The organism is Acinetobacter sp. FL (assembly GCF_040744925.1).
GTDB lineage: Bacteria > Pseudomonadota > Gammaproteobacteria > Pseudomonadales > Moraxellaceae > Acinetobacter > Acinetobacter radioresistens.
The window spans coordinates 1632653-1646760 of sequence record NZ_CP160437.1; the positions used below are offsets into that span (position 1 = coordinate 1632653).

13 protein-coding genes are annotated in these 14108 nt (G+C 37.5%); 7 read left to right on the plus strand and 6 right to left on the minus strand.

What is annotated here, in order from left to right; genetic code table 11:
- Positions 1-95 precede the first annotated feature (95 nt).
- The gene (locus tag ABZP31_RS07650) at positions 96-482 is read right to left on the minus strand and encodes a hypothetical protein (protein ID WP_005026105.1); all 387 of its coding nucleotides are present in this window, start codon (positions 480-482) and stop codon (positions 96-98) included.
- Positions 483-1188: 706 nt separating this feature from the next.
- On the opposite strand from ABZP31_RS07650, the gene ABZP31_RS07655 reads away from it, so the two are divergent.
- Positions 1189-1398 carry a cold-shock protein gene (locus ABZP31_RS07655; protein ID WP_005026108.1) on the plus strand — a complete coding sequence of 70 codons (210 nt, stop codon included), beginning with the start codon at positions 1189-1191 and terminating at the stop codon, positions 1396-1398.
- 55 nt (positions 1399-1453) lie between these two features.
- On the opposite strand, the gene ABZP31_RS07660 is transcribed toward ABZP31_RS07655, so the two are convergent.
- Positions 1454-2392, minus strand: a complete 939-nt coding sequence (locus ABZP31_RS07660; protein ID WP_139880641.1) for a lauroyl acyltransferase — start codon at positions 2390-2392, stop codon at positions 1454-1456.
- A gap of 593 nt (positions 2393-2985) precedes the next feature.
- Positions 2986-3231 carry a hypothetical protein gene (locus ABZP31_RS07665; protein ID WP_005020106.1) on the minus strand — a complete coding sequence of 82 codons (246 nt, stop codon included), beginning with the start codon at positions 3229-3231 and terminating at the stop codon, positions 2986-2988.
- 740 nt (positions 3232-3971) lie between these two features.
- Between ABZP31_RS07665 and ABZP31_RS07670 the strand changes: the two genes are divergently transcribed.
- The 3 genes from ABZP31_RS07670 (at position 3972) to ABZP31_RS07680 (ending at position 6040) form a co-directional block, all read left to right on the plus strand.
- On the plus strand, positions 3972-4241 hold the full coding sequence (locus ABZP31_RS07670; RefSeq protein WP_005020103.1) for a YARHG domain-containing protein: 270 nt from the start codon (positions 3972-3974) through the stop codon (positions 4239-4241).
- 18 nt (positions 4242-4259) lie between these two features.
- Positions 4260-4673: an HIT family protein gene (locus ABZP31_RS07675; protein ID WP_005020100.1), complete on the plus strand. Its 414-nt coding sequence runs from the start codon at positions 4260-4262 to the stop codon at positions 4671-4673.
- Between the two features lie 263 nt (positions 4674-4936).
- Complete coding sequence (locus ABZP31_RS07680; RefSeq protein ID WP_005020097.1) at positions 4937-6040, plus strand: porin; 1104 nt, start codon at positions 4937-4939, stop codon at positions 6038-6040.
- Between the two features lie 41 nt (positions 6041-6081).
- Here ABZP31_RS07680 and ABZP31_RS07685 read toward each other — a convergent pair whose 3' ends face one another.
- Positions 6082-6765, minus strand: a complete 684-nt coding sequence (locus tag ABZP31_RS07685; protein ID WP_119879258.1) for a YidB family protein — start codon at positions 6763-6765, stop codon at positions 6082-6084.
- Positions 6766-6873: 108 nt separating this feature from the next.
- The gene (locus ABZP31_RS07690) at positions 6874-7350 is read right to left on the minus strand and encodes a DUF6231 family protein (RefSeq protein WP_111281372.1); all 477 of its coding nucleotides are present in this window, start codon (positions 7348-7350) and stop codon (positions 6874-6876) included.
- A 33-nt stretch (positions 7351-7383) separates the two neighbouring features.
- On the opposite strand from ABZP31_RS07690, the gene ABZP31_RS07695 reads away from it, so the two are divergent.
- On the plus strand, positions 7384-8253 hold the full coding sequence (locus ABZP31_RS07695; protein ID WP_005026117.1) for a DUF2797 domain-containing protein: 870 nt from the start codon (positions 7384-7386) through the stop codon (positions 8251-8253).
- Positions 8254-8337: 84 nt separating this feature from the next.
- On the opposite strand, the gene lpxB is transcribed toward ABZP31_RS07695, so the two are convergent.
- The gene (gene lpxB / locus ABZP31_RS07700) at positions 8338-9513 is read right to left on the minus strand and encodes a lipid-A-disaccharide synthase (RefSeq protein ID WP_367156774.1); all 1176 of its coding nucleotides are present in this window, start codon (positions 9511-9513) and stop codon (positions 8338-8340) included.
- Positions 9514-9735: 222 nt separating this feature from the next.
- Here lpxB and ABZP31_RS07705 point away from each other — a divergent pair, with 222 nt between their 5' ends.
- Together ABZP31_RS07705 and ABZP31_RS07710 are read left to right on the plus strand one after the other, a co-directional pair.
- Positions 9736-11868 (plus strand): TonB-dependent siderophore receptor, encoded by a 2133-nt coding sequence (locus ABZP31_RS07705; protein WP_367156776.1) that lies wholly within the window; start codon positions 9736-9738, stop codon positions 11866-11868.
- 360 nt (positions 11869-12228) lie between these two features.
- Positions 12229-13785, plus strand: a complete 1557-nt coding sequence (locus tag ABZP31_RS07710) for a PepSY domain-containing protein (protein WP_248135203.1) — start codon at positions 12229-12231, stop codon at positions 13783-13785.
- Positions 13786-14108 lie beyond the last annotated feature (323 nt).

A 14108-nucleotide genomic window follows, 5' to 3' on the forward strand; every position in this document is an offset into this window, starting at 1 on the left:
ATGATAAAAATGCGTTTGTTAAGTACCTGTTTCATCATTTGAAAGATATTTATAGTGATTGCAATAATATTGATTAATTAGCTTGCTTATTTTTGCTAGATTCGAAGATAGGTTGTTGTAGCTTCGCTATTATCTAAAAGTAGAGATTTTGGTTCTAAAGTAGGCTTCTCTTGAAATGAATCCACCACAATTTTATCGGTCAAGCTTTCAAATATTACTGCTAACCATAGTATAAATTCATCTTTTTGATGTCGACTAGGGATAAGACTTAAATCAAGTGTTTTACCATTGTGTTTTTCAATTTGCTCAATGAGTTCCTTTAAACTATTAAATTCATACTTACATTTGATATCTGTATTTCTGATTTCCCTTTTAAACTCTATTAGGAAAAGGCTCATGTCTTTAGAGTTATTACCCAAGAAACCATTTCTATTTTCAATCTTTCTATAAATTTCTTCAGCTATACGTAAACATGTATCCATCTTTTTTACTTCTATCTATATAAGAGACTTAGTATGAGCTGTTTAATCAACTTCATTGAGGTAAATATGTAATGATAAGACCCAATAGCAGTTTTATAAAGCGTAATTCTTTCCTGTATTTGTAATCCCATCTCATGTACACAAAACAGAATATAGCTCAAACCATGTAATGCTCACTTCCTATAATAAAACTTTATTTATGGCATTTTACGTCACTCATCTTATTCATATCTTCGATTGTTTCTGAGTCTTGGACTTGAATGTTACACAACTTGCTTGCCCAGATCATCCTCAATACAGATATTTATGCTATACCTTAAGATCAGAGAAAAGCCCCATACCTGAAATTCATAGACTTAGGCCTTAGCATTTATAGTTGTCATACCAAGGGAGGTGATAAGTTTCCACATATCATTTTCATTGTTTAAATCTGATATAAAAATTAACTTCTTAAGAAGTAGCTGTTAATTAACACTATTTATCAAAAAAATAAATATATAATATAAAAAACTTGAATATTAATTATTTTCATGTATTATTGCCTTAACTAGAAAAAAGTCTTGTCCGGTAAATCTTCTTAAGTATCGCAGTTTTAGTCATAATTCTTCGTTTTTTTCAGATTTTAAGTTCCATTCTTTATTATTTTCAAAGTTATACTCAGTCATTAAAAACGACTAAAAATTATTAAAATTCAATAGGATTTATTATGTCTAATACTATCAATGGTACAGTAAAGTGGTTTAACGAAGCTAAAGGATTCGGTTTTATTCAACAAGAATCTGGACCAGATGTTTTTGCTCACTTTAGTGAAATTGCCAGCTCTGGTTTTAAAACTTTATTCGAAGGTCAGCAGGTATCTTTCAGTGTTGCTCAAGGTCAAAAAGGCCCTAATGCTGTAAATATTGTTGCTCTATAACACATAGCAAGTAATTAAAAAAAGCACCCTAGAGTGCTTTTTTTATTGTTTGAGATTATTTACTTCCATAAATCTTATCATAGCCATCAGGACGGGTTTTGAAGCGCCGGTGAAACCACATATATTGTGTAGGCGCCATACGTATCTGACGTTCTAATATTTTGTTTACTCTAGTGGCATCAGTAATTTCATCCTTACCCGGAAAGTCCTCAAGCTGTGGCTCCAGCAAAATATGATATTGAGGATTTCTAATATCTCCTGTTCTGTAAAAGTACAGAGGGATAGCTAAGGCATTTGATATTTGCATTATACGCCTATGGGCAATTACTGTGGCGGCTTGAACTCCAAAGAAAGGGGCCATTACGCCCTGCTTGAGGCCAAAGTCCTGATCAGGACTATACCAGACTGCCCGGCCTTGTTTTAACTCCTTAATTAAACCTCGCATATCATTTTTTGAAATCTGGTTCTTGTATACCTTTGCTCTGCCCCGATAAATCAGCATGTCTAATAAAGGATTATTTTGAGGTCGATATACAACATCCAGTTCAAAGAACAAGCTGCACATATATCCCCCTGCATCTAATAAAGTAGTGTGAGAGCTTAAAAGCAGAATACCCTGACCCTTTGCATTTTCTATATGTTCAAGTCCCTGAATGTATACACGAGATTTAAACCATTTGGAAGCGTACCAAGCATTTAATGCCTCAAACAGGCCAATCAAGGCATTAAAAAATACTTCTTTTGCAGCCAGCTCGACTTCGTCTGGACTCTTTTCAGGAAAACAGATCTCCAGATTCCGGATAGTCGTTTGCCGACGGCTAGATAAAAATCTCCATGCAGGATTAGTGAGCAGTCGAGCTATCCTCCATTGAATGCACCAGGGCAAGACAGCTAAAAAGGAAAATATAAAAACTATTAACCAAATTGCCCAATACTTGGGAAGAAGAAAGGACCACTGAAAATCAGTCGGTTTATGTGACGTTTTTATATTCATGTAAATATATTATTAAAGCTGAACCATATGATACCTGTTCAACAGATTAACAGTAGACCTATCCCGTGCATGATTAGTAAAGTTTTATAGGTCAAAGCTCGCCAAGGCATGAACATAATAGCCCTCTTCAACCTAACATATAGCTACTTGTTTAAGACCTTACCGAACAATGGTTGTCTTTATTACATGAGTCCTGTATTGATGGGTACTCTTATAATTATTAGTGATAATATCAGTCTTAATGAATAAATTATCTTGGATATTAATTTTAGCAATTTTGGCGGTTTTAATAGCGGTTTTTTACCTGTACAAGGCGATGGAAGAAGATCCTGATTATCTATTTAAATTATTCGGATAACTATATAAATAAACTTTTTCAAAGCTAGATCAAAAGATTCAAACTATCGAAGTTAAGCTTATCCAATTCGATACTCATCCCATCGTAAAAGTGTATTTTGTATTGCCCTACTGGCTCGAATGGCGAGAATTATATCTAGGGTGTATTCATCACTAAAATACACAAGTAAATTAGAAAAGTTAAATGAAAAAAGCACTCTAAAGTGCCTTTTTAAAGATATATCAAGTTCTTTATATTAACCTTGAGCTAAGGTTTTAATGAATAGAATTTTCTGAGATTTTTCAGTGGGGCCTTCAAATTTAAAATTAATTTCTTCCTCATATTTCTTACTCATTTCAGTTTCTACAATATTCATTCCACTAATATCAAATATTCTAAGGGCTTCACCTTCAGCAGTAATTCCATCTTCCTCATTAGCGATTAGAACTTTAAGATCCGGATCAAAGGTCTGTAATCTTGCGATCAATTGTTTAATTAACATGGTTCATTCTCAATTCTTAAAGATATAAACCAGTATTAACACTTTTCTATCTAACTTACTTGGCGATAAAAATTAGTTTTGTAAGCCAAAAATTTTTATCTGTATATCAGATTTTCTGTAATAGAAATATTTTGGTATATATTTTCGTCTATTGATACCCTTCAAATGTTAGGCCTCAACCCGTTTAGTACTAATCTTTCTGGCTATCTTAAGTATGGCCTTGTATTCAATGTCGGTGTCTTGTTTAAAGTGGCCGCTGGAGTAAATCCAATAGTCTTCGCCAGCTCAGTCTGCCAATGAAAAGCAGGGCGAGCCGTTTTCAGCGATATATGGTATTACCTTTCCTTTTGCTCAACTCAATACTTCTACTCTATTTGATTAAATTTATTTTCTAAACGTTATATTGATTTGGTTGTATTGCCTGATAAGAAAAGAGAAATATAAACCTTTTTGCTTGTCCGCCTCAACATCATCAGATAATAGTGGTGCAAAGTAGCAAGTAAATAAACACACAAAAAGCGACGAGTAGCAAAACCTAGTAAAATAAAAAAGGATATAAAACAACTTAAGTTAATGTTTTTTATATTTTTTTAAAATTATTAGGATATGAAGTTTTTATACTATATGGAGTAATTATGGACTAGAATTACACTCGAGTAATTTTTAGTCATTGAATAAACACAAGTAGACCCGATATTGTGAGTATATTGATATACACTGCAGGTCTAGAGGAAACTCTTATGAAAAATTTTACTGTTGCATTATTTGCTGGTCTGATTAGCTTGGCAGGTATAAGTGCACAGGCTGCCACTCCGGAACAGGAGTGTCAAAAGCTCAAAAATGACTATAATGTTATTTATGCTTCTAAAGGCTTCTGTTTTAAAGATAAAGATGCAAAAGAGAAGTTCGGTAATGAAAACTGCTATACTTCAAAACCTAAATTCTCTGAAAAAGAGCAGCAACGTCTTGATGAAATTAAAGAGCGCCAGAAAGAGCTGAACTGTAAATAACTACTGAAAGGAAGAGCTATGGCTTACGATGACCAAAATATCTTTGCAAGAATTATTCGTGGTGAATTACCTGCAATTAAAGTTTATGAAGATGATCAGGTTCTTGCTTTTATGGATATTATGCCGCAAGCCGAAGGTCATACATTGGTCATTCCTAAAACACCGGCAGTTACATTACTTGACCTGCCAGCAGAAGCAGCTGCTTATAGTATTCAGATAGTACAGAAAATTGCAAAAGCAATAGAGAAAGCATTGAATGCCGAGGGAATTGTTTTAATGCAGCTTTCAGGCGCTGCTGCTGGACAAACTGTTCCGCACGTTCATTTTCATCTGATTCCAAGTTCAGTGCACCAGCTAGGTCGCCATGCGGCTGAAATAGGAGATCAGGAGAAAATTAAGGCTATTGCAGAGAGAATCCGTGCTGCTCTTTAAAGCCTTATTTTCAATTAAAACCTAATGGAGCTTCGGCTCCATTTTTGTTTAAATTTCAAAAGTATAAAAAATAATCTAATTCTTCTTTCCTCTTTTTATCCTTCATTAAACTGTCATTTTTCTTTCACTTCTCTGTCACACAGTTTGCAGATACTGCTTAGCAAGTTGGTGAGCTTATGTAATTTTTTGTACACAGGCAAACTATAAAAAAGAGTTAGCAAGGCAAATAGCCATTTTAAAGAATTGTTTTTGGAGAAATCTCAATGAAAAAATTGCTTCTCGCTGCTACAGTAGCAACTTTAAGCTTAAACGCAGCGCAAGCAGCGCCAACTTTGTACGGTAAAGTAAATGTCAGCGTTGACAGTTACGATAATGGCAAAGATGACAAAATTGAAGTTAACTCGAATGCTTCTCGTCTGGGGATTAAAGGCGAAGAAAAACTGACAGATCAGTTATCTGCAGTGTATCAGGCTGAATGGGAAATTGATGTAGATGGTGGCGATGATGTATTCAAGAAACGTAACATTTTTGCCGGCTTAAAATGGGCAGAAATCGGTACTTTAAGAGCCGGTATTATAGATACACCATTTAAAGATGCAGCAGGCGGTTATCGTGATGTATTTAATGATTATGCACACGCTGATATTAAAGAAATGATGTATGGTGAAGAGCGGGTTGAAAATGTGATCAGTCTTGAGACAGATCCGAAATTACTCGCCGGTGTAGTATTTGCCCTACAGGCTCAGCAAGGCGAGTCAAATACTGAAACCAACAAATATACAGACGGTGCTCGTGACAGCCTAGGAGATGGCCTTTCAACTTCACTATCTTATGCTAATAAAGATTATGGTTTTGAAGGTGTGATTGCTGGAAACTTTAAATCAATTGGCGATTTTGCTGCGGTTGGTCTTAAGGATATTCCTGCTGATGCATTCCGCCTAGGTGCCTCTTTTGACTTGGGTAAAATCGGTGTGCCAGGCCTGTATTTAGGGGCAATGTGGCAGACTGCTGAAATTTCGGATTATAATAATATCAAGCCCCGTGTAGTAACTGATGGTGTTGTTACCTATGCTGGAGATTATAGCAACGTAGAAGAAAAAGCATGGTTAATTTCTGCGACTTATAAACTTGCAAACACGCCTTGGACATTCAAGGCACAGTATCAATCAGCAGACACTGACTATGCAGTTCTTGCAGGTGCGTCAGGTGACAGCTCAGTTGACCAGTGGGGAATTGGCGCAGATTACAAACTCAATAGCCAGACTAAGCTCTTTGCCAGTGCTGTTCAGCGTGAATGGGATAACTCTCCTGCTAAAGGTAATGCTGATGAAAGCGTATACGGTTTAGGTATGGAAATAAAATTCTAATTCTGGCAATTTAAAAAAAGGGCTATATGCCCTTTTTTAATTTAACGTTTTAGAAAACCGGAAACCATATTTAAAACATTTTGAATATCATTGTTGGCTTCCTGTTTGTTGGTCTTCTCACCTTGTGGAGTCAGCGCATCAATGATTTGTGGTAGTACTGAAGAAATAGCACTGTATACATCCTGTTTAGGTGCATGTGTCTGTTCAGCAACTTTCTCGACTTCCTGATCATCAAATAAATTTTGTATATTTTGCTGCGGCGCATTTTCTTTATTACTCTGGTTTGGGTCGACCCAGTTCTGTACCTGATTCCCAAGACCGGCATTACGCAATTTGTCTAATGCACCTTGAAGACCGCCCTGCTTCTGAATCCAGGCTAGAACTAGTGGCAACACGGCGATCAATAAAGTTTTGGTACTGTTATTTCCACTGTTATGTGGTACTTCATTTTGAGTCTGGCGTGGTTGCTGTTGACGTTGGTTACCATGACTAAATTGCTCAAGTACTGAACCTAAAACGCCACCTAAACCGGATTGACGGCCCTGATTCTGGGTATTCTGATGGTTAGCCTGCGTATTCTGGCCACCGAGCTGACCTAGAACTGCTCCAAGAATTCCGCCGAGACCACTTGGCTGCTGCGTGTTCTGCTGCTGATTATTTTGTGGTTGCTGGTTTCCTAATGCCTGCTTCGCCAGCATTTCCACTATATTGGTCAAGTTGGTCATCACTTACTCCTTGAAAGTGTTATCTTCCTTAAAGCATAAGTGTACCCGACCGGGTGAAACAAAGTCTGATTTGTATATTTTTGCAAGATTTTATAAGTATATTGGCCCTTACCAGCGATATTTGTCCCAATTTTCCGGATTGGCCCAATATTTAGAGTTAAACCAGTCCGGTACGTGCTTATAGGTTAGAATATTGAATTGCCATAATGCGAAATCACTGCTGTTTTCTGTTCTCTCAACCAGTTGGGTAAAACCTAAAGAGCGAAGTAACTGCTCATCCTGAAGACGGCCAACCACAATAATACGCTTCGCCATAAGATCACGTAATTTCACCAGAAGTCTAGAAATATCAGGCAGTTTTAATTCTGTGAATTCTGGACCGGTTAAAATGACCATTGCTAGATCATAACGTTCAGTAAAGGGCAGATTTAAAAACTCAGTTGCGTTAAAATAATGCCATTGTATAGCCAGATGTGAAGTATCTTGAACTGTTTCAAGCTGCTGACCAATCGCCAGTGCAGTATGGATGGGCTGTTCGGCAAATAGATCGTCTAGCATAGAAGTGATGACGTTGAGCTTGGCCATAACTGCATCCTGAATTACGTGAGTGAGAATTATATGGAATTACAAGGCATTTGCCATAAAATGCATGCCGGTCTTAGCAAGCCAAGTGTAACTGATCAACAAACGTTAAAGGCAAATGTTGAGTACAAATTTACTCTGGACCGTTCAGAAATTGATCTTCCTTTTACGTTAGGGCAAGAAATTGAAATTGAATGGACTGGTAATATCTATTGCGTATCTTGCGGTGCAAAAACCAAGAAATCATTTTCACAAGGGCATTGTTTTAAATGTTTTAAAACCAAAGCATCCTGTGACATGTGTGTTTTAAAACCAGAAACCTGTCATTACCATTTAGGGACCTGCCGGGAAGACTCATTTGCCAAAGAAGTCTGTTTTCAGCCTCACATTGTATATCTGGCTAATTCAAGTGGTCTTAAAGTCGGCATTACCCGTACTGGTCATATGCCTACCCGATGGCTGGATCAGGGAGCGACTCAGGCCTTACCAATTTTTAGAGTCGGTTCACGGCGTTTGTCTGGGCATATTGAGGTAATGTTTGGTAGCCAGATTTCTGATAAAACAGACTGGCGCAAATTGCTTAAAGGCGAAGCGGAACCCGTTAACCTAATTGAAAAACGTGATCAGTTAATTGAAGAATTTGCACCTAAAATTGCCCAGATTCAGGATGAGTTCAGTCAGAATTTACACTTTAACGAGTCAATAGAGTTGCTTGATCAGGAACTACCACGTGAGTTTATTTATCCGGTTGAGCAATATCCTGAAAAGATCAAGTCACATAACCTTGATAAAACACTGAAAATTCGAGGAGTGTTACAGGGTATAAAAGGCCAATATCTTATTTTAGACACGGGTGTTATTAATATCAGAAAATATACGGGTTATGAATTAATTCTGAGAGCGTAAGTCTTTCATAAAAATAAACAGTACCATAATTTGAGTACGGTACTGTTTATTCAAGAGAGCGTCTGATCTGTTGATGGATAAAAGTTAATAAGACAGTACTTTCAGAATGGCCTCTACAGGATTTTCACTGTTACCGGCAAGTAGTCGCTTATGCATCGCAATATGTTGCATCACCTGAGTTTGTGCGACTTCTCTATTCATTAAATTTTCAATTTCTGTAGCTAACTTTTGTGGAGTGGCATCGGTCTGGATTAGCTCGGCTATAACTTTCTTACCTGCAATAATATTTGGCAGTGAATAATAGGGAATCTTGACCAATAACTTGGCAATAATATAAGTGAGCCAGTTCAGCTTATAAAAAGTCACCATTGGCCGATGTAATAGCATGGCCTCTAGTGTTGCTGTACCTGAAGCCAAGGCCAAAATATCACTGGCATTCATTACCATACGGCCAATTTTGGAGTCAGTGCCGGTGTTTTCTAGCACCTTAACCTGTGCCTTAAACTCAGCAGGATAATTTTTTAATTGTTCTTCAATCTGAACTTTTCTTGCTTCATTTATAGCAGGTAATAAAAATTCAATTTCAGGATATTTCTGATAAATAATCTGTGCAGCATCAAGCACCAAAGGACCTAGACGCTCGACTTCTCCACGACGGCTGCCGGGTAATAGTGCAATATGCTGTCTGGCCGGGTCGAGTCCTAACTGCTGTTTGGCTGCAACTAGAGGATTATCTAAAGGTAACTGACTTGCCAAAGGATGTCCTACAAATGCAGCAGGAACCTGATAACGCTCATAAAAAGCTTTTTCGAACGGGAACAGGCAAAGTACCAAATCAATAGACTGCTTGATTCCGTGCACACGGCCCTGACGCCATGCCCACACTGATGGGCTTACATACTGTACCGTTTTTATTTTAAGTTGTTTCTGTTTCAGACTTTTAGAAAGCCGCAAATTGAAATCTGGAGCATCAATTCCAATAAAAATATCTACAGGTTTCTGGCTCCAGCGTTCAACAAGTCCATCACGTACAACAAACAGCTTTTTCAGATCTTTTAAGACCTCAACAATTCCCATAACTGACAGAATATCCATTGGATAATAGCTCTTAAAGCCTTCTGCCATCATTTGTGGCCCACCAATCCCTTCAAATTCAGCTTCTATCCTCTGCTCGCGAAAACTACGAATCAGCTTGGCACCTAAAGTATCACCAGAAACTTCACCTACCACTATACCAATTTTAAGTTTCCGATTTTCCAAGAGTTTTATCTCCACTATAAGATCAAGCTATTTTAACATAACCCTTTTAGATTTAATCAGGCTCACTGTATCCGCATCTAATTTAATCCGATTACACTCTTTAAAAAATTTAAACTTCCTTTTATAAATTCAAAAATTATCTAAATAATCTATTGTTTACCAATTGTAAATTACCAAAACAAATAATAATATAAATGATAATAATTTTCATTAACCAATATTATGAATTCTCATTTCCCTGCCAGTTGTTTTAAACTTTCTCTCCTTACTCTGGCACTATTAAATGTACAAGCTGCTCTTGCAGCAGAGGCTTCAGATACCCAGGCACTTCCTGTTATTCAGCTGCAAGCCAATACTATGAGTAGCCAATCTTCTGAACAAACGCAAGCCTATATAGTCAAGGATTCAAACAGTGCTACCGGGTTGAATCTGAGTATTAAAGAAACTCCACAAACAGTGAATGTGGTAACCCATCAGCAAATTAAAGATTTCAATCTGACCGACGCACGTGATGTTTTAGCAGCAGTACCAGGTGTAGTCGTGTCCAGTCAGGAAACTAACCGTACTACTTACACAGTACGCGGCTTTGATATCAGTAATTACCAGATTGATGGAACAAACCTTCAGTTAACTGGTAGTGATTATCAGAATGGAGATATAGATACATTTTTATATGACCGGATTGAAGTCGTGAAAGGCTCAAATGGCTTAACTTCTTCTACGGGTAATCCCTCTGCAACTGTAAATTACATTCGCAAACGGCCAACTATAGACACCCGGACACAAGGCTCTATCAGTTATGGATCTTGGGACACAGTTCGGGGTGAAGCAGATATCTCAGGCAGTTTAACTGCTGATGATCGTATACGCGGACGAGTAATGCTGGCACAGGAAGCCGGAAACTCCTATCTGGATCATTACAGCCAGGAAAAAACTGTTGCCGGGCTAATTATTGAAGCTGACCTGACAGATCAGACACTCTTAAGCACAGGGTATAACTTTCAGAAAGACCGGCCTAATGGAAACAACTGGGGCGCTCTTCCTATGCTGGATAGTGAGGGGAAATTATTAAACTATAGCCGTAATTATAATCCGATGCCGGACTGGGTACACTGGGATATGGAAAAACAGAATGCTTTTATAGAACTTAAACATCAGTTTAATGATAACTGGAGTATAAAAGCCACTTATAACTATGCCGAACAAAAAGAAGATGGAGCCATGCTGTATTTTACCGGCGTTCCAGATCGGGAAACAGGACAAGGGGTCAGTGAATATCCCTCAGCTTTCATAGAAAAAAACCAGAATCATGATATTGATATCAGTATATTAGGAAAATATTCGTTATTTGGTCAAACTCATGACCTGATGGCCGGCAGCAGCTGGTCCAAAAATGATGTAAAACAGAACTCAAGATATATTGCAAACCGTAGCAGACCAATTCCTGACTGGTTCAATTATTACAACAATACTTATCCAGACTTTATTGACGATACAAACAATCCGGCTAATCAGGCAGATTATACGCAGGAACAGAAACGTGTTTATGCAGCGACACGTTTACATTTGGGAGATAAGTTAAAAGTCTTGGCGGGTGCTAATTATACTGATGCTACTTCAAAAGGCCAAAATTACGGTGACTCAACCAATTATAGAGATTCGAAGGTGTTGCCTTATGCAGGGATCACTTATGATATTGACCCAACTTATACAGCATACGTAAGTTACAGTACGATTTTTAAACCGACTTCAAAACTTGGCCTAGACAAGCAGATTTTAAAACCTACAGAAGGAAGCTCCTATGAACTTGGTATTAAAGGTTCATGGTTCGATGATCAGCTCATTGTCTCTAGTGCTGTGTTCCGCAACGAATATGACAAGTTTCCAGTTTATGAAAAATGGGATCAGGCTAACTTATACAGTCAACAAAATATTAAATCACAAGGTTATGAATTTAATATTGCCGGTCAGCTAACCGACCAGCTGAATATATCAGCCGGTTATGTACAGCAGAACATGAAAGATCGTGATACTGGAGCAAGAACCCGTACTTTTGTACCTGAACGCACCTTTAATGTACTTACCAGTTACACGGTTCCGCAATTTCCCCAATTAAAAGTAGGCGCAAATCTGGTCTGGCAAGATAAAATTAGCCAGACAGATAAAAGTAATCTGATACAGGACAGTTATGCTTTACTTGATCTAATGGCCAGCTATGCTTTAAATGACCATGTCAGTTTTCAGGCCAATGCAAAAAATATTACCAATGAAAAATATTTTAATTCTCTAGAATATGGCCAGACTTATTACGGTGCGCCCGCTAACTATACAGTCGCGGTAAACTTCAAATATTAATAGTAGACAGTTCAGCTCTCTAAAGAGCTGAACTGTTTATTTTATATATAGAAAATGATGAGAAGCAGATTGAATTTTTTACAGAAGACTTATCCATACTGTGCAGCTTTTTATCGAACCCTGCTAGCCTTTATAGCGGGTTATATATTTATGGCCTATCTAGCTTATGATCTAGCTCACTTATTAAGTTTTTATTTTCCAAAAGCCGAATCAATTTACTTGGCGGCAATCACTGCGATTTTACTGTATTTGGTCTTCGTTATTTCGAGTTTTTGCATTAATTGCCTTTGGAAGTTAACCCTGCTGAGTCTCATCAGCTGCGGCTTTTTCTATTTTATTTCGCTTTATACAGGTTAAATTATGCAAAAATCTATCCGGCAATCGATGGCATCTTTGCATTCTTGGACCGGTCTTTTACTAGGCTGGCTATTGTTTGCTATTTTCCTGATGGGTTCTACCGCCTATTACCGCCATAATTTAAATTTATGGATGCAGCCTGCACTGGCTCAGATTCAGGTAAACCAGGAAACAGCATTAAATACTGCATATCAATATTTACAGAACGAAGCATCCGATGCTAAAACCTGGTATCTGGAAATAGCAACTCAAGAAAAGCCGTTTAACAAAATGTACTGGCAGAAACAGGATGGCAGTTATGGCAGTGCTTTATTAAATCCGGCCACTGGTCAGGAATTAAAACTCTCCGGAACCCAAGGCGGTGAGTTTTTCTATCTTTTTCATTTTCAGCTGTTTGGTATTCCGGTACTCATTGGACGTCTGATTGCGTGTTTTGCTGCCCTGATCATGTTGATTGCCCTTATTTCCGGTATTATCACTCATAAAAAAATACTGGCTGATTTCTTTACTTTCCGTACTTTTAAAGGCCAGCGTTCCTGGCTTGATTTTCATAATATCTGCTCAGTCATTGCACTCCCCTTTTTTTTAACCATTACTTTTACTGGTCTGGCTATTTTGTTTTATTTATATCTGCCATGGAGCCTTGAAAAATTTTATCCTGAAAACAAATACCAGTACTTTGAAGAAATCAATCAGAAAATTTTAACAAAGGAAGATCACCCAAAACCTGCTGCGATGCTTCCGATCCAACAAGTCCTGGCTATTAGCCAGCAGCAATGGGGTATTACAGATTATGCACGACTAGAGGTTAAGAACCCGAATACTACTTCTGCAAAAATAACTCTGGTTCAGTCTACTGATTATTCGATCACCCGTGATGCACCACAATTAACAGTAAACGGTATAAGTGGCCAGATTATAAGTGATACAAAAAACCGTAGCGCAATAGCCACACTTAACTCAGGTGTCTATGGTTTGCATATGGCAACTTTTGCCCAGCCTTTACTACGGTTCGCTTTATTTTTTTCAGGCATACTGGGCTGTTTGATGATTGCCTCTGGTTTATTGTTATGGAGTTTAAAGCGGCATCTACAAAACAAGACTCAAGCCTTTCATTTGGGCTTTTATTTGGTAGACCGTTTAAATGTAGCTACTTTTATAGGTCTTCCTACAGCTATGCTGTGTTATCTCTATGCCAACCGTCTTGTAAGCGTCCAGCCAGGTGGCACAAATTATGAAATTTATAGCTTCTTTATCAGCTGGCTGATCCTGTTTATTTTAGCGATAATGACTAAAAAACAATGGTTATGGAAAATACAGCTTGCTATTTTCATATGTCTCGCTTTTAGTCTGCCAATTTATGATCTTTATTACTTGAGTCAGCAAAATTATATTTCAGGATTATCGCACTATTGGAACTTTCTCAGAATTGACCTGATGCTATGGCTATTTGCTTTTTTAGCCTTCTTTATTTATCGCAATATTGAACCGATACAACTTAAAAGCAGCCAGAAGCTTTCTGCCAAAATTATAAGGAATACCCAAGAGGTTAATTCATGACATTGTTATTAGCTTTTTTTATGCTACTTGCCTGCTTTTATGGATTTTATCTTAGCAGTTCAAAGCAGCTTGCCAAGACTCTTAGTTCTAATAAGGCTTTTCTTGTAAAATACCCCTTATTGCTCAGGTTATTTTGCAGCCTTCTATTTATATCAGCAACCTATTTCATTACCCGTAGCTATCATCTATCCATTGGATTTATTAGTGTCTGGATTTTCGCTACCCCTATTTTATTTTTCATGATCTTGACAATAAATGAATTAAAGCCGAATAGGAAATATCAAAGAAGATCATGAAAATGCTTTATTGGCGTATCTATACAA